This window comes from Phyllobacterium sp., assembly GCF_037994425.1.
Classification (GTDB): Bacteria; Pseudomonadota; Alphaproteobacteria; order Rhizobiales; family Rhizobiaceae; genus Phyllobacterium.
The window spans coordinates 23429-43291 of sequence record NZ_JBBNAM010000212.1 but is presented as its reverse complement, the minus strand read 5'-3'; the positions used below and the strand labels follow the sequence as shown (position 1 = coordinate 43291).

24 protein-coding genes, 1 tRNA gene and 2 pseudogenes are annotated in these 19863 nt (G+C 58.5%); 15 read left to right on the top strand and 12 right to left on the bottom strand.

Translation table 11 applies throughout. The annotated features are described in order from the left end of the window. The first annotated feature begins 174 nt into the window (after window positions 1-174). The 5 genes from AAAB35_RS14910 to AAAB35_RS14890 all read left to right on the top strand — a co-directional run bounded on the left by AAAB35_RS14910 (window position 175) and on the right by AAAB35_RS14890 (window position 1264). Entirely contained in the window at window positions 175-339 is a 165-nt protein-coding gene (locus AAAB35_RS14910) for a hypothetical protein (RefSeq protein WP_340669067.1), read from the top strand. Further along, window positions 336-656 carry a hypothetical protein gene (locus AAAB35_RS14905; protein WP_340669066.1) on the top strand — a complete coding sequence of 107 codons (321 nt, stop codon included), beginning with the start codon at window positions 336-338 and terminating at the stop codon, window positions 654-656. The genes AAAB35_RS14910 and AAAB35_RS14905 overlap by 4 nt, the downstream gene beginning before the upstream one ends. A gap of 67 nt (window positions 657-723) precedes the next feature. After that, a complete protein-coding gene (locus AAAB35_RS14900; protein ID WP_340669065.1) occupies window positions 724-915 on the top strand; it encodes a hypothetical protein in 192 nt (63 codons plus the stop codon). After that, entirely contained in the window at window positions 912-1064 is a 153-nt protein-coding gene (locus AAAB35_RS14895; RefSeq protein WP_340669064.1) for a hypothetical protein, read from the top strand. Before AAAB35_RS14900 ends, AAAB35_RS14895 begins: the two co-directional genes overlap by 4 nt. Beyond that, window positions 1064-1264 (top strand): helix-turn-helix domain-containing protein, encoded by a 201-nt coding sequence (locus tag AAAB35_RS14890; protein ID WP_340669063.1) that lies wholly within the window; start codon window positions 1064-1066, stop codon window positions 1262-1264. Before AAAB35_RS14895 ends, AAAB35_RS14890 begins: the two co-directional genes overlap by 1 nt. Window positions 1265-1614: 350 nt before the next feature. Here AAAB35_RS14890 and AAAB35_RS14885 read toward each other — a convergent pair. The 5 genes from AAAB35_RS14885 to AAAB35_RS14865 form a co-directional block, all read right to left on the bottom strand. Continuing rightward, window positions 1615-1691: transfer RNA gene (locus AAAB35_RS14885), tRNA-Arg, on the bottom strand. Between the two features lie 215 nt (window positions 1692-1906). Then, window positions 1907-2860, bottom strand: coding sequence for an acetyl-CoA carboxylase carboxyltransferase subunit alpha (locus AAAB35_RS14880; protein ID WP_340669062.1), 954 nt, complete (start codon window positions 2858-2860; stop codon window positions 1907-1909). A gap of 133 nt (window positions 2861-2993) precedes the next feature. After that, a complete protein-coding gene (locus AAAB35_RS14875) occupies window positions 2994-3506 on the bottom strand; it encodes a hypothetical protein (protein ID WP_340669060.1) in 513 nt (170 codons plus the stop codon). Window positions 3507-3542: 36 nt separating this feature from the next. Next, window positions 3543-4469, bottom strand: a complete 927-nt coding sequence (gene xerD, locus AAAB35_RS14870; protein WP_340669059.1) for a site-specific tyrosine recombinase XerD — start codon at window positions 4467-4469, stop codon at window positions 3543-3545. A gap of 4 nt (window positions 4470-4473) precedes the next feature. After that, a complete protein-coding gene (locus AAAB35_RS14865) occupies window positions 4474-4635 on the bottom strand; it encodes a histidine kinase (RefSeq protein ID WP_340669058.1) in 162 nt (53 codons plus the stop codon). 135 nt (window positions 4636-4770) lie between these two features. On the opposite strand from AAAB35_RS14865, the gene AAAB35_RS14860 reads away from it, so the two are divergent. From AAAB35_RS14860 to AAAB35_RS14850, 3 genes are read left to right on the top strand one after another with little or no spacing between them, the layout of a single operon-like run. Next, window positions 4771-5391, top strand: a complete 621-nt coding sequence (locus AAAB35_RS14860) for a shikimate kinase (RefSeq protein ID WP_340669069.1) — start codon at window positions 4771-4773, stop codon at window positions 5389-5391. Next, window positions 5388-6518 (top strand): 3-dehydroquinate synthase, encoded by a 1131-nt coding sequence (gene aroB / locus AAAB35_RS14855; protein WP_340669057.1) that lies wholly within the window; start codon window positions 5388-5390, stop codon window positions 6516-6518. Before AAAB35_RS14860 ends, aroB begins: the two co-directional genes overlap by 4 nt. Then, on the top strand, window positions 6515-7804 hold the full coding sequence (locus tag AAAB35_RS14850; protein ID WP_340669056.1) for an HlyC/CorC family transporter: 1290 nt from the start codon (window positions 6515-6517) through the stop codon (window positions 7802-7804). Before aroB ends, AAAB35_RS14850 begins: the two co-directional genes overlap by 4 nt. Here the strand turns inward: AAAB35_RS14850 and AAAB35_RS14845 are convergent. Then, window positions 7801-8100, bottom strand: a complete 300-nt coding sequence (locus AAAB35_RS14845) for a BolA family protein (RefSeq protein WP_340669055.1) — start codon at window positions 8098-8100, stop codon at window positions 7801-7803. The two genes, AAAB35_RS14850 and AAAB35_RS14845, sit on opposite strands and share 4 nt — an antisense overlap. A 125-nt stretch (window positions 8101-8225) precedes the next feature. On the opposite strand from AAAB35_RS14845, the gene AAAB35_RS14840 reads away from it, so the two are divergent. From AAAB35_RS14840 to AAAB35_RS14825, 4 genes are all read left to right on the top strand, one after another. Beyond that, window positions 8226-8873 (top strand): J domain-containing protein, encoded by a 648-nt coding sequence (locus AAAB35_RS14840; protein WP_027231323.1) that lies wholly within the window; start codon window positions 8226-8228, stop codon window positions 8871-8873. Window positions 8874-8966: 93 nt separating this feature from the next. Next, the gene (gene cobS / locus AAAB35_RS14835) at window positions 8967-9953 is read left to right on the top strand and encodes a cobaltochelatase subunit CobS (protein WP_340669054.1); all 987 of its coding nucleotides are present in this window, start codon (window positions 8967-8969) and stop codon (window positions 9951-9953) included. A gap of 13 nt (window positions 9954-9966) precedes the next feature. Further along, complete coding sequence (cobT, locus tag AAAB35_RS14830; protein WP_340669053.1) at window positions 9967-11856, top strand: cobaltochelatase subunit CobT; 1890 nt, start codon at window positions 9967-9969, stop codon at window positions 11854-11856. Between the two features lies 1 nt (window position 11857). Beyond that, window positions 11858-12868 carry an esterase-like activity of phytase family protein gene (locus AAAB35_RS14825; RefSeq protein WP_340669052.1) on the top strand — a complete coding sequence of 337 codons (1011 nt, stop codon included), beginning with the start codon at window positions 11858-11860 and terminating at the stop codon, window positions 12866-12868. On the opposite strand, the gene AAAB35_RS14820 is transcribed toward AAAB35_RS14825, so the two are convergent. Both AAAB35_RS14820 and rpmB read right to left on the bottom strand, forming a co-directional pair. Further along, window positions 12841-13491: a queuosine precursor transporter gene (locus AAAB35_RS14820; RefSeq protein WP_340669050.1), complete on the bottom strand. Its 651-nt coding sequence runs from the start codon at window positions 13489-13491 to the stop codon at window positions 12841-12843. The two genes, AAAB35_RS14825 and AAAB35_RS14820, sit on opposite strands and share 28 nt — an antisense overlap. A 99-nt stretch (window positions 13492-13590) precedes the next feature. Beyond that, window positions 13591-13890 (bottom strand): annotated as a pseudogene (gene rpmB, locus AAAB35_RS14815) (50S ribosomal protein L28). Between the two features lie 280 nt (window positions 13891-14170). Here rpmB and AAAB35_RS14810 point away from each other — a divergent pair. Both AAAB35_RS14810 and AAAB35_RS14805 read left to right on the top strand, forming a co-directional pair. Then, window positions 14171-14980, top strand: coding sequence for a DUF3108 domain-containing protein (locus AAAB35_RS14810; protein ID WP_340669049.1), 810 nt, complete (start codon window positions 14171-14173; stop codon window positions 14978-14980). Window positions 14981-15017: 37 nt separating this feature from the next. Further along, the gene (locus AAAB35_RS14805) at window positions 15018-15884 is read left to right on the top strand and encodes an EamA family transporter (RefSeq protein ID WP_340669048.1); all 867 of its coding nucleotides are present in this window, start codon (window positions 15018-15020) and stop codon (window positions 15882-15884) included. 4 nt (window positions 15885-15888) lie between these two features. Here the strand turns inward: AAAB35_RS14805 and AAAB35_RS14800 are convergent. Together AAAB35_RS14800 and gloB are read right to left on the bottom strand one after the other, a co-directional pair. Then, window positions 15889-16315: pseudogene (locus AAAB35_RS14800) on the bottom strand (cupin domain-containing protein). A gap of 5 nt (window positions 16316-16320) precedes the next feature. Next, window positions 16321-17091, bottom strand: a complete 771-nt coding sequence (gloB, locus tag AAAB35_RS14795; RefSeq protein WP_340669047.1) for a hydroxyacylglutathione hydrolase — start codon at window positions 17089-17091, stop codon at window positions 16321-16323. A 125-nt stretch (window positions 17092-17216) separates the two neighbouring features. On the opposite strand from gloB, the gene AAAB35_RS14790 reads away from it, so the two are divergent. Beyond that, window positions 17217-17981 carry a class I SAM-dependent methyltransferase gene (locus AAAB35_RS14790; protein WP_340669046.1) on the top strand — a complete coding sequence of 255 codons (765 nt, stop codon included), beginning with the start codon at window positions 17217-17219 and terminating at the stop codon, window positions 17979-17981. Here the strand turns inward: AAAB35_RS14790 and metW are convergent. Both metW and AAAB35_RS14780 read right to left on the bottom strand, forming a co-directional pair. Further along, window positions 17971-18585, bottom strand: coding sequence for a methionine biosynthesis protein MetW (gene metW / locus AAAB35_RS14785; RefSeq protein WP_340669045.1), 615 nt, complete (start codon window positions 18583-18585; stop codon window positions 17971-17973). The genes AAAB35_RS14790 and metW overlap by 11 nt on opposite strands. Continuing rightward, window positions 18582-19769 (bottom strand): homoserine O-acetyltransferase, encoded by a 1188-nt coding sequence (locus AAAB35_RS14780; protein ID WP_340669044.1) that lies wholly within the window; start codon window positions 19767-19769, stop codon window positions 18582-18584. Before AAAB35_RS14780 ends, metW begins: the two co-directional genes overlap by 4 nt. Between the last annotated feature and the right edge of the window lie 94 nt (window positions 19770-19863).

Here is a 19863-nt window from a genome sequence, read left to right as displayed (position 1 = left end):
GAGGAGGGGGGTGGGGGTGGCGTTGGCCAGTTGTACCCCCGGTGGCCCTCATGCCAGCCTCTGATATTATCCTATGTTACCCTATATTACCCTTGACAACATGACATTACCCCATTAGCTAATGAGGTGAGGCGAGCAATGGTGCTCTGCCCAACCATCGTTGGAGGATGGCAAATGACAATCACTCACTATGAAATCGTCGATCGGCAAACCAAGCACGTCGTCGGCACAGCCAAGACACTAGCAAGCGCTACACGTTCAGTCGATCGCCGCGACAATGCATACGGCGCATATCGCTATTTCGCCCGTCCAGTTCGCACAGAGGGAGAAGCGAAATGATCGAATTCATTCGCAATATGTTCCGTGTCGCCATGAACGGCGAAGGTCGCATTAAGTTCGCAAGCAAGCTTTCCGCACACGGTCGCGTTGAGCTTCGCAAAGGTATTGAACACAATGCCGACGGGAGCGATTCCTATTACATCGAAGTCATAGACAGCCAGCTCGAAACGGTCGCGTCGGAGTACTTCGACAATGAGCATATTTGGGAAGTCGCTTACTACCACGCCTGCAACACCATCAGCGATATGGACTTCGTGTTGAAGCTGCTGCGCGCTGCCAATCGCAGGTTGGAGGGCATCCAAAATGCAAGCCATTGAAACCAAGTTCTTTGGACCCACAAACGCGAGAGGCGCACGAATCCGCGTGCGCTGTCAGGCACGGACAATGTTCGTGTCATGGGACTATGCCAAGGGTTCGGAAGGCAATCACGATGCTGCCGCAGAGGCACTGGCGAAACGTCTGGATTGGCGAGGCAGATGGTATGGCGGAGGCAATGCCGACGGCTCCGGCAACGTCTATGTCTGTGCCGGAAATGTTAACGATCCGGCGTTTATCATCGGGGGTGTCGAGGGATGAAACCGATCGAATACGAGTTCACGAAACAGGACGGATCGACCGTCTATGAGATCGTTTACGATCAGTCTGATATCTGGGCATTCAAGCGCATGCACAACGCTAAGGCGTGCAAGCCAGTGCGGCAGAGCGACGAGAACGAGGTAACGTAATGCCAGACGAACTGCCGGAGAAGCTGCTGCTCACCCCCAAGGATGTGGCGCACATGCTGAGCTTGTCGGAGAAGACGCTCGAGGCATGGCGCGCTAAGGGCATGGGACCGCCGTTCGTCAAGCTCGGCAGTGGTGGCAAGACGAGTGCGATACGTTACCCGGTCGACAAGCTAAAAGCCTGGTTGGCAGAGCAATCCTGAAATTGGCCTCGGGGTATCTGATACCCCGAGCTTTTGGTCGAAAGGGAGTGCGGGTCGACAACCGACCCACACTCCTTTTTTATTCCCGGAATAAGGCGTTACCTACTACACTCGAGGTCAAGGAATCCCCCTCCCGAACGATCGGCGTGATTCGCGACCCATGGTCAGCGAAAGGCGGAAGACCTATCAACAATCATGAGCTACAGGCAGGCGCCGGCAAATCGCAGAATCAATATCTGGGGAGCGAATTTTCGCGTCTGTGTGTCCGTAATGTGTCCTGGCCGATTTGTGTCCGGACACAACGGTGGTTTTTCAATGTTTCAACATATTGATTTTGCTTGAGAAAGTAGTGGCGCGCCCGAAAGGATTCGAACCTCTGACCCCCAGATTCGTAGTCTGGTGCTCTATCCAGCTGAGCTACGGGCGCGTACCACTTATGCGCGTTCGTCTGCGCAGCGCGGTTCGTAATGGGTTGAGAACCGAATTGCAAGCTGCTTCGTGAAAAAACCGAAACTATTTTCCGCAGTGCGATTGCGGGGCAGGTTTGTTCGGCGACTTAACGAAATTCGGCGATCAGGCGCGAAAAGACCCGGTCGTGACCGGGCTTTCGCTTGAAGTCCTGATGGTCAATACGGACAGCAACTAGAGATTGCGGCCGATCGAAAGATACTTTTCGCGGCGATCCTGGCGCAGTGCGTCGCCGTCCATATTGCCCATGGATTTGAGCGCGACATTGATGATGTTGCCTGTCGCCTCGATGGCGGCATCCTTGCCGCGATGGGCCCCGCCAACGGGCTCCGGTATGATGCCGTCGATGATCTTCAGTTCGTAAAGGTCCTGTGCCGTAATACGCATCGACGTTGCCGCATCCTTGGCCCGCGTCGAATCGTGCCAGAGGATTGAGGCAGCGCCTTCGGGTGAAATCACCGAATAGATCGAATGCTCGAGCATGTAGACGCGGTTGGCCGTCGCAATCGCAATGGCTCCGCCCGAACCACCTTCACCGATGATGACCGAAACGATGGGCACTTTGAGGTTGAGGCAGGCAGCTGTCGAGCGGGCGATGGCTTCGGCCTGGCCTCGCTCCTCGGCAGCTATCCCGGGAAACGCGCCAGCAGTGTCGACGAGCGTCAGGACCGGCAGGTCGAAACGATCGGCAAGTTCCATGACGCGCACGGCCTTGCGATAACCTTCGGGCATGGCCATGCCGAAATTGTGCTTCAGGCGCGACTTGGTATCGTTGCCCTTTTCTTGTCCGATTACAGCAACAGCCTGACCGTTGAAACGCGCGAGGCCAGCCTGGACCGCATCGTCATCGGCGAAGTTGCGGTCGCCGGCAAGCGGGGTGAAGTCGGTGAAGAGCTTGGAAATATAGTCCACGCAATGCGGGCGGTCGGGATGGCGCGCGATCTGCGCCTTCTGCCAAGGCGTCAGCTTGCGATAAAGGTCGCGCAGGGCTTCGGCTGACCTTTTTTCCAGCCGTGCGATCTCGTCATTGGTATCGAGTGCGTCGCCTTCTTCTGCGAGCTTCTTGAGCTCGAGGATCTTGCCATCGAGATCGGCGACCGGTTTCTCAAAATCAAGGTAGTTGTACATGGACGAGATGTCTGCCTGCAAACGGTGAATTTTGTTCTAACTGGCTGTTGCCGAGGCGCATGTCAAGAAACATGGCCCAAAGGCTGCCTGGCGGCGCAACTTATTGCGGGGAAATGCCGCGAAGGTGTGGTGGCTATCTGGCGGCAGGTTTGCGTCTGGCGAGCTTTGGTGGCTTGGGCGGCGCTGCCGTCTTGCGCTGCGCACGCTTCGGTTCGGCACGCTGCCAGCCGACCCAGCGGCCCTCGCCGTCGAAATTCCGGGGGCCCTGGGCCGCGGTTCGCAAACCACTCCTCAACACCTCCATGTCTAGCCCCGGCATCCGGTCGACAAGACCGCGGGGCAAATTGTCAAGGTCAAGCCAGGCAACGTCGAAATGGATATGTTCCGTACGATCGCCATTGTTGACCGTAAGGAACCACTGGCTTTCCATGTAATCGCCGAACCACGGATCGGGAAACATGGCGGGTGTGAAGGTGAAGCCGAAAGCGGTGACTTCATTCCACCCCCAGCTCTGCCGCCAGCCCATGGAGCGGGTCAGATGGCTGGTGCGGGTGAAGCCCCGATCGTCGAAATGAATCACTTCGCCGTCGGTTTCGGCGGGCGGAGGCTCGGGTCGGGTGATCATCCTCTTCAACAAGTGCCACATGGACAGACCTCTGGTTGAATGCTTTCGACCTTATGCCTAGTCTGCCAGAGGGTGGTGCTCCGTGACAAGCCTGTGCAGGCATTCTTCCATCACATGTGTGTAGATCTGGGTCGTCGCAATGTCGGAATGGCCGAGCAATTGCTGAACCGCGCGCAGATCCGCGCCATTCTGCAACAGGTGGCTGGCGAAAGCGTGACGCAGGACGTGCGGGGAGATGGCCGAGGCCTTGAGCCCGGCACGCGCCGCCAATCCCTTCAACTCGCGGGCGAATACTTGCCTTGCCAGAAAGCCGCTTTCGGACAGCGCCGGGAAGAGCCAGGGATTGTCGGCAAGATTGGGCTGCAGGTCGCGGGCGGCGAGGTACCGGTGCATGGCATTGCGCGCCTTTGCGGAGAGCGGCACCATCCGGTCCTTCGAACCCTTGCCTCGTACCATCAGAAACCGGCTGTCCTGCCGGGCGACTGCCACCGGGAGCCCGACGAGCTCGGAGACGCGCAGGCCCGTCGCATAGAGGATTTCAAGGAGGGCATGGAGGCGCAAGGACTGTGTGAGAGATGCACCGGATGCCTGCGGATCGTTCGTCTCGAGTTCGGCGCGCGCCAGGAGTTTCTCGACATCGGCTTCGCTCATGATCTTCGGCAGGGAGCGGTCCTTCTTGGGCGCATCGAGCGTGCTTGTCGGATCATCGCCGCGGATATTCTCCGTATAGAGGAAACGAAAGAACTGGCGCAGGGCAGAAAGACGCCGGGCTTGCGAGGTCGCAGCAAAACCACGCGCCGAAATATCGTCGAGATAGGCGCGGATAGTCGAGCTCGTGGCAACTGTCAGTTGCTCGCCCGTTGCCGAACTGAAGGCCGCTGCATCTTCGAGGTCGCGGCGATAGGATTCGAGCGTGTTTTGGGCGGCGCCGCGTTCGGCGCTCATCATTTCAAGAAATGTTTCGATAGCGGCGGCAGCGCGCATGGCGTCACTTCTTCTGGTCGGGCTTCGGGTTGAGTTTCTCGCTTGGAATACGAATTGTCATTTCAGTCTGCCTCGGGTGCACGAATGTCACCAGCGCGACCATTCCGGCATAGACGAGCCCGGCGAGGATCGCGAGGACAAGGATCAGTCGTGTCAGGGTCGGCATTTTCGCTTCGTAGGATCGGATTCGAGGTTCCATAATACTGCAGCGGAAACCTTATGATTTCGTGAAACTAGCAAGAAGGGCAGGACCGCTATAGTTTGCTTGACGAAAACAGAGTTTTCCTATCGATACGCAATGATGAACACCACTGAAGACCAATTAGAACAAACCGACGTATCTGAGATCGCAAGGTCGATTCGCGAGCGCCTTGGCCACAGATCCATCGTGCTCATTGGGCTGATGGGTGCCGGGAAGTCCACGGTCGGCAAGAAGCTCGCAACGATGGTCGACCTGCCATTCTTTGACGCGGACCATGAGATCGAGAAGGTCTCGACCATGACGATTCCAGAGCTCTTTGAAGCCTATGGCGAGGCCGAGTTTCGCGACCTGGAGCGCCGGGTCATCGCGCGCATGCTGGAGGATGGTCCGATCGTACTCGCAACGGGCGGCGGCGCCTACATGAACGATCAGACGCGCCGGGCCATCGCCGCCGAAGGTGTTTCCCTCTGGCTGAAGGCCGAGCTCGAAGTGCTCATGCAGCGCGTGGCACGCAAACAGAACCGGCCTCTTTTGAAGAACGACAATCCGCGCGGCGTCATGGAGCGCCTGATGACCGAGCGCTATCCGGTCTACGCGCTGGCGGATCTTACGATCAATTCTCGTGAAGAAAAGAAAGAGATCATCGCGCTTGAGGCGATGCAGGCAATCGCCGGTCATCTGGGCGGTGCAGTGATGACCAGTGAGGATACGAATAGATGACGGATATCTCCGCGGGTGAAACAATAATCGTCCCTGTCAAACTCGGGGATCGTTCCTATGACATTCTGATCGGCGCGGGCCTCATCGAGAGAGCGGGCCGGGAAATCGCCGATCGGACGGATGCCATGCGGGTCGCCATCGTCAGCGACGAGACGGTGGCAGGTCTGCACCTTGAGCGCCTGACCCATAGCCTCAACGCCGCAGGTGTGCATGCGACGCCGATCCTCGTGACGCCCGGCGAGAAATCCAAGGGTTTTGCGACCCTGGAGACCGTTACGAACGCAATCCTGTCGGCACGGCTCGAGCGCGGCGATATCGTCATTGCCTTTGGCGGCGGTGTCATTGGCGACCTTGCCGGCTTCGCCGCAGGCATCGCCCGCCGAGGCATGGGTTTCGTGCAGATACCGACCTCGCTTTTGGCGCAGGTTGATTCTTCCGTGGGTGGCAAGACCGGCATCAACACGGCGCATGGCAAGAATCTCGTTGGATTGTTCTACCAGCCGCAACTCGTCCTCGCCGATACCGCTATTCTCGATACGCTGTCGCCAAGGGAATTTCGTGCCGGCTATGCCGAGGTTGCCAAATATGGCCTGATCGATAGGCCGGATTTCTTCGCATGGCTCGAGAAAAACTGGCGTGGCATCTTCGCCGGCGGTCCGGAACGCACCGAGGCAATCGCCGTGTCTTGCCGGTCCAAGGCAGACGTCGTGGCGCGGGACGAACTGGAGATCGGCGACAGGGCCCTGCTCAATCTCGGTCACACATTTGGTCATGCGCTCGAAACGGCGACAAACTACGATTCGCATCGGCTCGTGCACGGCGAGGCAGTGGCGATCGGCATGGTTCTCGCGCATCAGTTTTCTTCCAAAATGAACCTGGCAAGCCCCGACGATGCCGCGCGCGTCGAAACGCACCTGCGCACTGTCGGTCTCCCCACATCGATCGACGACGTACCTGGTGATATGCCACCCGCCGAAAAGCTGATGGACTACATCGCGCAGGATAAAAAAGTGGCGCGCGGAGCGCTGACCTTCATTCTCACGCGCGGTATTGGGCAGTCGTTCATCGCCAAGGATGTGCCGGCATCTGCCGTATTGAGCTTTTTGCAGGAGAAGCAGCAAAAATGACCCTGGAAATCTGGATCTTTTGCGGAGTGATACTCGGTCTGATCCTGATGTCTGCCCTGTTCTCCGGGTCTGAAACCGCCATGACTGCCGCGTCGCGCGCCCGCATGCACCGCCTTTCGAAGCGCGGCGACGCAAGGGCGCAAGTGGTGGAGGCCTTGATCGAAAAGCGTGACCGGCTGATCGGCGTCATGTTGATCGGCAACAACCTCATCAACATTTTGGCCTCGTCGCTGACGACAAGCATGCTGCTCACGATTTTCGGACAGGCCGGGGTTGCTTACGCCACCGCGATCATGACGGTCCTGCTCGTCATTTTCGCAGAAGTTCTACCCAAATCCTGGGCGATCTCCAGCCCCGACCGCAATTCGCTCGCGCTTGTCCGCTTCGCCCAGATCGCAGTGTTTCTGTTTGGACCGCTCTCTGATCTCGTCAACTGGATTGTTCGCAAGATACTAGGCGCTTTCGGTATCAATCTTGCTGCAGGAACGTCGATGCTGTCGGCGCAGGAAGAACTGCGCGGCGCCGTCGAACTGCTGCACAAGGAAGGTTCGGTCGTGAAAGGCGACCGCGATCAAATCGGCGGCCTGCTCGATCTGCGCGAACTCGAAGTCTATGACGTGATGATTCATCGGACCGACATGGATTCGGTTAACGCCGACGATCCAATTGAGAAGGTGATCGGCGAGATACTGGCGAGCCATCATACGCGCATCCCCGTGTGGAAGGGCGCGAGTGACAATATTGTCGGTGTGGCCCATGCGAAGGACCTCGTACGGGCGATTCGGGACGCGGATCGGGATTTCTCCAAGATCAACATCATGAAGGTCGCCACCAAGCCATGGTTCGTGCCCGACACGACGACATTGCAGGACCAACTCAACGCGTTTTTACGGCGCAAGGCGCATATCGCCATTGTTGTCGATGAGTATGGTGACGTTCAGGGATTGATTACGCTCGAGGACATTCTCGAAGAGATTGTCGGCGACATCGCCGACGAGCACGATATCGACGTTCAGGGCTGCAGGCCACAGCCCGATGGTTCAGTACTCGTCGACGGTTCCGTGCCAATTCGGGATCTCAACCGCGCGCTTGATTGGAACCTGCCCGACGCCGAGGCAACCACAATCGCAGGGCTGGTCATCCACGAGACACAGAGCATCCCGAAGGAAAAGCAGGCGTTCACCTTCCACGGCAAGCGCTTCACTATCCTGCGGCGGGAAAAAAATCGGATTACACGGCTCCGCATCAGGCCATTGGAGGACGGCGAAAAGGCTGAAACCCGCTAGCGTGTTGCCTCGCCCGGCGCTGCAGGCTCAAGCGCCAGTGCATGGACGCCGCCATTCAGTTCATCCTTGAGGACATCGTTGATGGCCCGGTGGCGCGCAACGCGCGACATGCCGGCGAAAGCCGCCGCGACAATACGCACGCGAAAATGCGTTTCGCCCGAACCGTCAAATGTGCCATGATGCTCGCTGTCTGAATGATGGTGACCGGCGTGGAGGTGGCTTTCATTGATGACTGCCAAAGAAACGGGATGAAACGCCTCGTTAAGTTTGTTTTCGATTGCGGACTGAGTGGACATTTCGTTCTCCTGCGCCCATATGGTAGTTTCACTTGGCAAATCCGTACATGATCACAAATTTACCGCCATTTCAGGCGTTAGGTCGATCCATGGGCAAATGTCAATTCATGCTTAGCAAAAGATAGATGACCTCGAATTCGAAATATTTTGACAGCATCCGCATCCGCCCGAAAAAGGCGGAAGAGGAAAAATCGCGCACTCCCGTGTGCCAGTGGGACGGTTGTGAAAAGCCGGGCCCGCATCGCGCCCCCGTGGGCCGCATGAAGGAGGGAGAGTTCTTCCACTTCTGTATCGATCATGTGCGCGAGTACAATAAGGGCTACAATTATTTCTCGGGTCTCTCCGACGCCGAAGTCGCGCGCTATCAGAAGGAAGCCTTGACCGGCGACCGTCCGACCTGGACGATTGCAGGACTTCCAGGAACCGGTGCCGGTGCGAGCGCCCAGGCTGCGAGCGCAGGCGGTGCGCGGACATCGCCGGATTTCTCCAAGCTCCGCTCCGGCCGTGCGGCCTATCTCAATCGATTCCGTGATCCGAACAGCGTATTCAACGAGGCGCGAGTTCATGTCCGCAAGCCCAAGCCGCTTGAAGCGAAAGCGCTGGATACGCTGGGACTTGGCGCAAAAGCCAGTAGCGAAGACATCAAGTCGCGCTATAAAGAACTGGTGAAGCGCCATCACCCCGACGCAAACGGCGGCGACCGGGCTTCCGAGGATCGTTTCCGTGACGTAATCCAGGCCTATCAATTGCTTAAGCAGGCCGGTTTCTGCTAGGACCGCTGTCGGCTGAATTTTCGAGACCTCGCCGGAGGTTTCAGGTTGTGACTATCGTTTTGCGTCTGCGCGTGCAGTCGCGCTGGAGGCATGATGAACAAGGTTGATCGCGATATTGCGAATTTGCCGGATACGACAGTTTCGGTTGCAAAGCTCTTCGGGTTTGATTCGGACATGATGGTCCCTGCCTATAAGGCGGGTGATGCCTATGTGCCGGAGATCGACAACGACTATCTGTTCGACAAGCAGACCACCCTCGCGATCCTTGCCGGCTTTGCCTATAACCGCCGCGTCATGGTTTCCGGTTACCACGGGACCGGCAAATCCACCCACATCGAGCAGGTTGCAGCCCGTCTGAACTGGCCTTGCGTTCGCGTCAATCTCGACAGCCACGTCAGCCGTATCGATCTGGTCGGCAAGGATGCGATCGTCGTAAAAGAAGGTATGCAGATCACGGAGTTTCGCGATGGCATCCTGCCATGGGCCTATCAGCACAATGTCGCCCTTGTCTTTGACGAATACGATGCCGGCCGTCCCGATGTGATGTTCGTGATCCAGCGCGTACTCGAATCGTCCGGTCGCCTGACGCTCCTCGACCAGAGCCGTGTCATCCGCCCGCACCCCGCTTTCCGCCTGTTCGCGACGGCAAACACCGTTGGCCTCGGCGATACGACGGGCCTCTATCATGGAACGCAGCAGATCAACCAGGCGCAGATGGACCGCTGGTCCATCGTGACGACTCTCAACTATCTGCCGCATGACAACGAGGCGGCCATTGTTGCGGCCAAGGCGAAGCACTACCAGAACAAGGAGGGCAAAGAGATCATCTCCAAGATGGTCCGCGTCGCCGATATGACCCGTTCCGCCTTCATCAACGGCGATCTGTCGACCGTCATGAGCCCGCGTACGGTCATTACCTGGGCTGAAAACGCCGATATCTTCAAGGATGTCGGTTTCGCATTCCGGCTCACGTTCCTGAACAAATGCGATGAATTGGAACGGCCGATTGTCGCCGAGTTCTATCAGCGTGCCTTTGGCAAGGAACTGCCTGAATCAACGGCAAATGTCGTCATAAGCTGAGCGGCTGTTGGAAATGGCAGGTCCGGGAGATAACTTACGTACAAATCCGAAAGGCCCGGTCGATTCCGAGCCTTTCAAGCGTGCCGTTACCGCCTGCATGCGTGCCATCGCCGGTGATCATGAGCTCGAGGTCGGCTTCGGCAACGACAAGCCGGCACTCACGGGCCATCGGGCCCGCCTTCCTGACCTTCCCAAGCGCCCATCGGCAAACGACATTGCCGTAACCCGTGGCCTCGGCGATTCGATGGCGCTGCGCAAGGCGTGCCATAATGACCGCGTTCATGCGACGCTCGCGCCCGAAGGCAAGCAGGCGAGGGCGATCTTCGATGCGGTCGAACAGGCGCGTGTCGAGGCGATCGGCGCATTGCGCATGGATGGCGTCGCCGAGAATCTGACTTCAATGCTGTCGGATAAATATGCGCGGGCCAATTTTCCTGCGATCACCGACAAGGCCGAGGCGCCGCTGGAAGAAGCGGTTGCTCTCCTCGTGCGGGAGAAACTGACTGGACGCAAGGCGCCCGAATCGGCAGGCAACGTGCTCAATCTCTGGCGCGACTGGATCGAAGAGAAGGCATCCGCCGACATCGATCACCTAGCCGCCAAGATCAATGATCAGAACGCCTTTGCCCGTGTCGTGCGCGAAATGCTTGCGTCCATGGAAATGGCCGAGGAACTCGCGCAGGACAGTCAGCAGGACGAAGACCAGGACAATAGCGAAGACTCGCCCGAGCCCGAAGAGAACGAAGAAGGCGGTTCGGAGCAGGATGAAGGCAGCGATTCATCAGAGAGCGATGATTCCGATACGTCGAGCGATGATAGCCAGGCGGGGGAAACGGAAGCTACCGATGCCTCTTCGGACGACATGGAAGAGGATACCGACGCGGACGCCGAAATTCCGGGTGAGGCGCGCCGACCCAACCCGCCATTCGCCAATCTCGGCAGTGAGAGCGGCTATAAGATCTTCACCCAGGAGTTCGACGAGACGACCGATGCGGAAGAGCTCTGCGACGAAGCGGAACTCGACCGGCTCAGGGCCTATCTCGATAAGCAACTTGCCAATCTCTCCGGCGTCGTCGGACGGCTGGCGAACCGGCTGCAGCGCCGTTTGATGGCGCAACAGAACCGCTCCTGGGATTTCGATCTCGAGGAAGGCTACCTCGACTCCGCCCGCCTCGTGCGCATCGTCATCGACCCGACGCAGCCGCTTTCCTACAAGCAGGAGCGCGATACGGATTTTCGCGACACGGTTGTCACCCTCCTTATCGACAATTCCGGATCGATGCGAGGCCGGCCGATTACGGTTGCGGCGACTTGCGCCGACATCCTGGCGCGCACGCTCGAACGCTGCGGCGTCAAGGTCGAGATTCTCGGCTTCACCACCAAGGCATGGAAGGGCGGCCAGGCACGCGAGGCTTGGCTCGAGCGCGGCAAACCTGCCAACCCCGGACGGCTCAACGACCTTCGCCACATCGTCTACAAGCGGGCTGATGCGCCGTGGCGCCGCTCCAGGCGTAATCTTGGCCTGATGATGCGCGAAGGGCTCCTGAAAGAGAACATCGACGGCGAGGCACTGATTTGGGCGCACCAGCGCCTGCTCGGGCGCCCGGAACAGCGCCGCATCCTGATGATGATTTCGGATGGTGCGCCGGTCGACGACTCGACGCTTTCCGTCAATCCCGGCAACTATCTCGAGCGGCACCTGCGCGCCGTCATTGAGGAGATTGAAACACGCTCACCCATTGAATTGATCGCTATCGGCATTGGTCACGACGTTACGCGCTACTATCGCCGTGCTGTCACCATCGTCGATGCCGAAGAACTCGCCGGCGCAATGACCGAGCAACTTGCCTCGCTGTTCGAGGAACAGGAACGGGCTGCCCCTAAATCCGCGCGGATGCGCTAGTATGAGGCCAATCGCGCTGGCTTTTTGGCGCGCCTTGCTTCTATCGGCCGTTCTTATCCCTCTGCCCGCCCGGACACAGGACGAGGGCGTGTCGCCGGCGCCCGTCCGTGCGAACACCATTACCAATTTCCGCATTGGTTCGTCGGAAACCCGTTTTGGCGAACTCGAGTTCGTTGGCGGTCTGGAATTTTCCTCGACCAATCGCGACTTTGGCGGCTTTTCCGCGTTCCGCTATCTAGACAATGGCGCAAACTTTATCGGAGTTACCGACACAGGCTTCTGGTATGCAGGAGCAATCGAACGCGACGCCGAGGGAAGGCCAGCAGTCATCGGCACGTTTCGCCTCGCGCCAATACAGAGCGAAGATGGCGTACCTGTCGAGGGCAAGTGGAACTCGGATGCGGAAGGCATGAGCGTTTCCGGCAAGACGGTCACCGTATCGTTCGAGCGCGTACACCGGATCGCCGAGTTCGACCTCGATCTTGAAAACTTCGCTTCCAAGCCAAAATACTTGCCGCTGCCGATGCCGGGGAACGAACTGCGCAATAATTGCGGCATTGAAACAATTGCCTATGCGCCGGAGTTAGGGCCGCTCAAGGGCGCGCGGGTCGCGGTGACCGAAAAGAGCATCAATAAGGCCGGCGACGTGTTTGCTGCAGTGCTTGAAGGACCGCGCAAGGGCGTCTTCTACGTCAAGCGCAACGATGGCTTCGATATCAGCGACGGGGATTTCCTGCCGAATGGCGACCTGTTGTTGCTGGAACGCAGGTTCAGCATCGCAAGCGGCGTCGCTCTTCGCATTCGCCGTATCGCCGCGGAATCGATCGAGCCGGGCGCCACAGTCGACGGTCGGGTGATCCTCGACGCAGACATGCGCTATCAGATCGACAATATGGAAGCCCTTGATGTCTGGGAGGCCAAGGATGGCTCGACGCGGGTGTCACTCGTCTCCGACGACAACCATTCGATCGTGCAGCGCAATCTCTATCTGGAATTTCGGCTGGCCGAATAAATCGCCGGTGCAAAGACGGCAAGTATGGCGCCATAGGGAACGAGCATCACAACGGCCATGACAATCTTGACTATCAGGTCGCCGAAGCCCAGCGACATCCACAGCGGGATTTCGTTTCCAAAGAACGGGACCGGCATGGCGAGGGATGAGTCGGCCTGACCTGTCATCGCATCGATCCAGGCAAACCGCGCCGCAAAGGCAATCGAAAAGAACAGCAGCGTATCAAGGAATGAGCCAAAGATCGCCGAGGCGAAAGGTGCCTTCCACCAGGTCAACTGCCGGAGCTTGTTGAAGACAGTGATGTCGAGCAATTGCGCCGTCAGGAATGCGGTACCGGAGGCAATGGCGATGCGCGGCGTCGCCAGCCAAATCGACAGGATCACCGCAATCGTGAAGCCGACATAGACGACCTTGCGCGCAAACGCCGGACCATAGCTGCGGTTGGCGAGGTCATTGACCAGGAATGCAATCGGATAGGTAAAGGCGCCGTAGGTCAGTATTTCGCCGAGGCCAAAATGGTCGAACGGATACTGGACCAGAATATTGGACGCAGCGACGACCGCGCACATGGCGAGAACGGGAAGAATGAAATCTGATGGGGAATAGGCGCTTTTGAGCGGCATTTTTTTATCCTGGGTAATGGAACCAGCCAAGCTGACGATAACAAGAATAAGGCCAGCCGGAGCTGGCCTTATTCTACAAAAATGAAAGCAGTTGCGCGATCAGGCAGCAACGGGTGCTTCAAGAAGCTTCTTGGCGATCTGGCGCTTCAGAAGGCGAGCGCGCTGTGACAATTCCTTCTCGTCAGCCTTCACCAGAAATGCGTCCAGGCCACCGCGATGCTAGACGCTGCGCAGGGCATGAGCCGAAACGCGCAGACGGAAGCTCTGACCGAGAGCTTCGGAGATCAGCGTAACGTGGCAGAGATTGGGCAAAAAGCGGCGGCGCGTCCTGTTGTTCGCGTGGCTCACATTGTTACCGTACTGTACCGATTTAGCGGTCAATTCACATGTGCGGGACATTGGGTCTCACCTTCAAATTTCAATACCTATAGCCCGAATGTTTCTTGTTACCATCGCACGTCGCCGTGCAGCGGCGCGCTTATCGGACAGGCGGCCTATTGGGAAGTCGCGTTTCTATAGTGATATGAGCCGCGCGCGTCAAGTCCACTTCTGCGGTCCTTCTACGAAGTTTGGCACGGCTCTTGCGTGGTGCGGGCCTAGTTCACATCTTTATCACAACTTTGCCTGCTTTCTAGGCTCGAACCGGGAACAGGGACGCGCACCGACGGGAATACCAGAAATGACGGCCACCCGGCACTTTGTTATTCGAAGATTTGCATTCGTTTCCCTCGCGGCGGCCGGGTTGATGGGAGCTGTCCCGGCGCAGGGCGCACAATTCTTCAAGACTGATTATCGCGTTTCGGTCTATGGGCTGTCGATCGCCAAGGCGAGTTTCTCGACCAGCGTCGAAGACGATGGGGCTTATAAGGTCACTGGAAAGCTTTCCAGCTCGGGTCTCGCAAGCCTCTTCGACGATACGAACGGGAAGCTCGACGTTTCGGGTCATCTTGCCAAGAACGGCCCGGTACCGAATTCCTACGAGGTGAAGTATCGGCACGGCAATCGCGACAAGCTGACTTCAATCGCTTTCACCAACGGCAATGTGACCAATACCACCAACGTTCCGCCGATAAACAGCAAGAAGAAGAACTGGGTGGAACTGACGCCAGCCGATCTCCAATCCGTCGCGGACCCTATTTCCGGGGTGATGGTTGCGGCGAACCGCCCGGACGAGGTGTGCGCCCAGACCCTGCACCTCTACGACGGGCAAACCCGTGTCGATCTCAAGCTTTCGCCGTCGGGCGGGGTGCAGCCATTCGCCACCAAGGGTTTCAAGGGTGACGCGATCACATGTTCGGCGAAGTTCGTACCGATCGCCGGCTATCAGGCTGGACGCAAGGCGATCGAATATCTGAAAAACTCGAGCAAGATCAGTCTCACCTTTGCTTCACTCGGCAAGTCCGCTATCTATTCGCCCGTGCAGGCGAAGATCGGCACGCAGATCGGTACGGTTACCGTTTACGCGACCCGCTTCGAAAAGACAAAATAGCGCCGCCGGCGGCGGCTTTCGAAGTTGGGGGCGCCGCGTGGCTACGTTCGTCGGGTTTCTTGCGATCATCATGTGGGCAATGCTTGCCCTCTTCACCGATGTTTCAGGCAAGGTCCCGCCATTCCAGTTGACAGCCATGACATTTGCCATTGGCGCCAGCCTCGGATTGATTTCCTGGCTTTGGCGCCCGGGCGCGTCGAGGAACCTGCGCCAGCCCGCAAAAGTCTGGCTGCTCGGTGTCGCTGGTCTCTTCGGCTACCATTTCCTCTACTTCACGGCGCTTCGGAATGCGCCGGCCGTTGATGCCAGCCTAATTGCCTATCTCTGGCCACTGTTCATCGTCGTCGGCTCGGCTCTGATGCCGGGCGAGAAACTGCGCTGGTTCCACATCGTCGGTACGCTGCTCGGGCTCTCCGGGACAGTGTTGATCATCACCAAGGGCGGGGGGCTCGGTTTCGATTCGCAGTATAGTTTCGGCTATGCCATGGCCGGCCTTTGTGCACTCACATGGGCCGCCTATTCGCTGCTATCACGGCGTTTCGCCCATGTGCCGACCGATGCCGTTACCGGCTTTTGCGCGGCAACGTCGGTGCTTTCGCTCGCCTCTCACCTCATGCTGGAACGGACGATCTGGCCGGAGGGCATGGTTCAGTGGCTGGCCGTGCTTGGCCTTGGCCTGTTCCCGGTCGGCGCTGCCTTCTACGTCTGGGACTACGGGGTCAAGCATGGCAACATCCAGGTGCTCGGTGCTGCGAGCTATGCCGCCCCGCTGCTTTCCACGCTCGTCCTCATCATGGCCGGGGTCACTGAACCGACTGGGCGGATATTGCTTGCCTGCCTGCTCATCTCGCTGGGCGCAACGCTGGCGGCGAAGGAGATGCTGTTCAAGCGGCGCCAAGCGTGATTGGTCAAGGTTCCCAGCCGGGTTCAGCTAGCTCAAACTGGGCAAAATCGAAGCCGGGAGCGACGGTGCAGCCGACCAGTGTCCAGTCACCGGTTGTTTTGGCGGTTTGCCATTGCCCAGCCTTAACGACGGCCTGCGGTCGTTTCTCCCTTGGCAAGGTCGAGACCGAGGCGATGTGTCTCGTGTGCCTCGCCCTCGGCGGCGACCGTCAGAAGCAAAGGCGCGCCGCCATACCAGTGCCAGACTTCGGCAGCGTCCTTGACCCGGTGCCAGGCCGATACTTCGCCCTTTTCCAGAAGGAAATAGATTGCAGTCGAATGGCCGCGGCCCCCGACTGGCCAGTCCTTGTTGTCGCGGAACGTCTGCACGTAGGAGCCGCCCTCTGGATGCGGAGCAAGCCCGAGCTGACGACGGATGGCATCAGGCGTCAGCGTCATCAGAAATTGTCCTTGCGCTTGCGGATTTCGGCGAATACCGCCTCGTCGCTGGCGCTATCCATGTTAAGGTTTCTGCGGATCGACGGATCATGTGCGCGCAGGAACGGATTGGTCGCCATCTCGCGCAGGATCGTTGTCGGCAAGGTTGGCAAGCCCGCTTCGCGTAGGGCCATTATCTCTTTCGCCCGCTCCTTGAGTGCAGAATTGTCGGGATCGACTGTCAGTGCGAATCGTGCATTGCTTTCGCTATACTCGTGTCCGCAATAGATTTCCGTATCACCGGGTAGCGCCATGAGGCGCTGCAATGATTTGAGCATCATCGCCGGGGTTCCCTCGAAGAGGCGGCCGCACCCGAGCGAGAAAAGCGTGTCTCCGGTGAATGCGACCTTGGCGGCAGGTATGTGGTACGAAATCTCGCCTGCCGTGTGGCCGGGCGTGGATATGACTTCGACTTCGAAATTGCCAAAAGCAAAACGCTCGCCGTGCCGGACGGCACGATCGATGCCGGGTATCTTCGACCGTTCGTCACTTGGCCCTATAATTTCGGTGCCGAAGCGTTTCTTGAGAGCCAGATTGGCCTCGACGTGATCGCCATGATGATGCGTGGTGAAGATGTGTGTGAGCTTCCAGCCGCGCCGCTTCAGGGCTTCGAGGATCGCGGCTTCCTCGGGCGCATCGATGGAGGCCGTCAGGCCCGTTTCAGGATCATGGATGAGCACGCAAAAATTATCGCTGTGCGCGGTGAATTGTTCGATTTGCAGATTGGACATTATTGTTCTCTTCCATAGGGGGAGTTCGGGCAGGATAGTCCTGCTGCGCCGTGGCGCAACCCGTGTTCCTCAAAGTTTACCGTTCACGTTTGCCATCTCCGATGAAGATGCTCTAGGTTGCCGACATGCATCTCGACATCATTGATCTTCGCGCTTTCTACGCTTCGACGCTCGGCCATCTGACCGAGCGTTCGATTACGATGGCCCTCGCTTCGATTTGGCCAAAACTGCCAGGAGAGCGGTTAGTGGGGCTGGGCTATGCCGTTCCCTATCTCGACCGGTTTCGCGGCGATACGGAACGAACCTTCGCCTTCATGCCGGCGGGGCAGGGCGCTGCGAGCTGGCCGCCCGCGGAGCCTTCCGCCACCGCGCTGATCTTTGAGGAGGAATTGCCGCTGCCGGATTCCGCCGTCGACAGGATCTTGATGGTCCATGCGCTGGAGCATGCGGAAGACCCGCGCGAAACCCTCAAGGAAATGTGGCGCGTGTTAGCGCCGAATGGCCGGCTGGTGATCGTGGTGCCCAACCGGCGCGGACTATGGGCGCGCTTCGAGCATACGCCCTTCGGAAGCGGACGGCCCTATAGTGGCGGGCAGCTCACCCGACTCCTGCGCGAGGCGAATTTCACGCCGGGACCCTGGGCGGAGGCGCTGTTCTTTCCGCCGTCATCGCGGCGCTGGATCATGCGACCCTCCGCAATTTTCGAGCGGCTAGGGCGACGGTTCTGGCCAATGTTCTCGGGTGTACACATCGTCGAAGCGCAAAAACGCATCTATCAGGGCCTGCCCGTCGCACAGCGTTCATCGCGGCGCGTCTTCGTGCCAGTATTGTCACCCACGGGCACCGCCAGCGCGCGCCGCATCAAGGCATTGTTGAGGATTAGCGCTTGAGGAGGAACACTGCCTGCTGGCCGAAGAGGTTCCAGAAGCCCCAGGGCATGTTGAAGCCCAGTCGCTGCCCGAACGCATTGAGCGCCACGGCCGATTCCACCTGCGCACCCACTTCCTTGGTCATGTCGACAAAATCACTGATCGTGCAGAAATGGATGTTGGGTGTGTCGTACCAGCTATAGGGAAGATCCTTCGTGACCGGCATGCGGCCATTCAGTGCAAGCGATGCCCGCACGCGCCAGTGGCCGAAATTGGGAAACGAGACGATTGCGCGTTCGCCGATGCGCAGAAGCTCGGTGAGGACATTCTTCGGGTTCCGGGTCGCCTGCAGCGTCTGCGACAGGATCACATAGTCGAAGCCGGAATCCGGATAATATTTGAGGTCGCTGTCGGCATCGCCCTGGATAACCGAAAGCCCGCGCGCAACGGATTCGTTGACCCCTTTCTGCGATAGCTCGACACCCCGCCCATCGACGTTCTTGGCACTCTGAAGCAGTTCGAGTAGCTCGCCATCGCCGCAACCGACATCGAGGACACGGGAGCCGGGCTTTACCAGCGACGCGATCACATCGAAATCGACTCGGGAGTTGGTATTGATGCTCATGGGGCAAGAAGCCCCTTGGCCCGCGCCGCCGAGCGGATGAACCCGTTGATGGCTGAAAACATCTCCGGCTCATCGAGCAGAAACGCATCATGTCCGCGATCCGATTCGATCTCGACGAAGGAAACCGAGGCACCTGCGGCGTTCAAAGCATGGGCGACCGTGCGGCTCTCACTTGTCGGGAACAACCAGTCGCTTGTGAAGGAAACAATGCAGAAGCGCGTCTTCGAGCCGGCGAAAGCATCGGCGAGCCGGCCTTCATGCTCGGCTGCAAGATCGAAATAGTCCATAGCGCGGGTCATGTAGAGGTAGGAGTTCGGATCGAAGCGGTCGACGAATGTCATGCCCTGGTAGCGCAGATAGCTTTCGATCTGGAAATCCGCGTCGAAGCCGAAGGTCACGTTCTGGCGATCCTGCAGATTGCGGCCGAACTTTCGATGCAGGGCAGCTTCCGAGAGATAGGTGATGTGCGCGGCCATACGGGCAACAGAAAGACCTTTGCGTGGCACAGTGCCGGCCTCGAGATAGCGGCCTTCCTTCCACTCCGGATCGGCCATGACGGCCTGTCGGCCGACTTCGTGGAAGGCGATATTCTGCGATGAATGGCGCGCGCCGGTCGCGATTGCCACAGCGGCAAAGACCCTGTCCGAATGGCTGGATGCCCATTCGAGCACCTGCATGCCACCCATCGAGCCGCCGATGACGGTAAACAGTTGCTTGATGCCGAAATGGTCGATCAGCATGGCCTGCGCGCGCACCATGTCGGCAATAGTGATAACCGGTAGATCGAGGGCGTAGGCCTTGCCGGTATCCGGGTTGATTGACGCCGGGCCCGTCGAACCGAGGCAACCGCCAAGGACATTGGAGCAGAGAACGAAATAGCGGTCGGTATCGACCGGTTTGCCGGGCCCAACGAGCGTCTCCCACCAGCCGGGTTTTCCCGTTACCGGATGAACATTGGCGACGTGCTGATCGCCGGTCAGCGCATGACAGATCAGGATGGCGTTGGATTTGTCGGCATTGAGTTCGCCATAGGACTGGTAGGCGATGCGAAACGGCGAAAGCGAAACACCGCTGTCGAGATGCAAAGGCTTGTCTGCCCCAAAATCCACTACCGGACTATGGGGATTTGTGGCTTCCTGAACCTTCTGATCGGTCGTTGCGGATGCTTGGCTGGCTTTGGTCATCTTTGTGCGGGATTTAAGCAAGATGCCGGTAGGTATGGTTGCGGCTACGGCAAAGTCAATGGTTACTTTGTGGCTGGGTGTTTGGCCGGCTACA

Coding starts and splice junctions, on each gene's coding strand:
- AAAB35_RS14850 (WP_340669056.1), top strand. CDS start 6,515: ATGACCCTGGAAATCTGGATCTTTTGCGGAGTGATACTCGGTCTGATC.
- AAAB35_RS14810 (WP_340669049.1), top strand. CDS start 14,171: ATGACGGCCACCCGGCACTTTGTTATTCGAAGATTTGCATTCGTTTCC.
- AAAB35_RS14895 (WP_340669064.1), top strand. CDS start 912: ATGAAACCGATCGAATACGAGTTCACGAAACAGGACGGATCGACCGTC.
- AAAB35_RS14820 (WP_340669050.1), bottom strand. CDS start 13,491: ATGCCGCTCAAAAGCGCCTATTCCCCATCAGATTTCATTCTTCCCGTT.
- AAAB35_RS14890 (WP_340669063.1), top strand. CDS start 1,064: ATGCCAGACGAACTGCCGGAGAAGCTGCTGCTCACCCCCAAGGATGTG.
- AAAB35_RS14910 (WP_340669067.1), top strand. CDS start 175: ATGACAATCACTCACTATGAAATCGTCGATCGGCAAACCAAGCACGTC.
- AAAB35_RS14860 (WP_340669069.1), top strand. CDS start 4,771: ATGAACACCACTGAAGACCAATTAGAACAAACCGACGTATCTGAGATC.
- AAAB35_RS14790 (WP_340669046.1), top strand. CDS start 17,217: ATGCATCTCGACATCATTGATCTTCGCGCTTTCTACGCTTCGACGCTC.
- AAAB35_RS14780 (WP_340669044.1), bottom strand. CDS start 19,769: ATGACCAAAGCCAGCCAAGCATCCGCAACGACCGATCAGAAGGTTCAG.
- metW (WP_340669045.1), bottom strand. CDS start 18,585: ATGAGCATCAATACCAACTCCCGAGTCGATTTCGATGTGATCGCGTCG.
- AAAB35_RS14840 (WP_027231323.1), top strand. CDS start 8,226: ATGACCTCGAATTCGAAATATTTTGACAGCATCCGCATCCGCCCGAAA.
- AAAB35_RS14875 (WP_340669060.1), bottom strand. CDS start 3,506: ATGTGGCACTTGTTGAAGAGGATGATCACCCGACCCGAGCCTCCGCCC.
- aroB (WP_340669057.1), top strand. CDS start 5,388: ATGACGGATATCTCCGCGGGTGAAACAATAATCGTCCCTGTCAAACTC.
- cobS (WP_340669054.1), top strand. CDS start 8,967: ATGAACAAGGTTGATCGCGATATTGCGAATTTGCCGGATACGACAGTT.
- AAAB35_RS14905 (WP_340669066.1), top strand. CDS start 336: ATGATCGAATTCATTCGCAATATGTTCCGTGTCGCCATGAACGGCGAA.
- gloB (WP_340669047.1), bottom strand. CDS start 17,091: ATGTCCAATCTGCAAATCGAACAATTCACCGCGCACAGCGATAATTTT.
- cobT (WP_340669053.1), top strand. CDS start 9,967: ATGGCAGGTCCGGGAGATAACTTACGTACAAATCCGAAAGGCCCGGTC.
- AAAB35_RS14825 (WP_340669052.1), top strand. CDS start 11,858: ATGAGGCCAATCGCGCTGGCTTTTTGGCGCGCCTTGCTTCTATCGGCC.
- AAAB35_RS14880 (WP_340669062.1), bottom strand. CDS start 2,860: ATGTACAACTACCTTGATTTTGAGAAACCGGTCGCCGATCTCGATGGC.
- AAAB35_RS14845 (WP_340669055.1), bottom strand. CDS start 8,100: ATGTCCACTCAGTCCGCAATCGAAAACAAACTTAACGAGGCGTTTCAT.
- AAAB35_RS14900 (WP_340669065.1), top strand. CDS start 724: ATGTTCGTGTCATGGGACTATGCCAAGGGTTCGGAAGGCAATCACGAT.
- AAAB35_RS14865 (WP_340669058.1), bottom strand. CDS start 4,635: ATGCCGACCCTGACACGACTGATCCTTGTCCTCGCGATCCTCGCCGGG.
- xerD (WP_340669059.1), bottom strand. CDS start 4,469: ATGCGCGCTGCCGCCGCTATCGAAACATTTCTTGAAATGATGAGCGCC.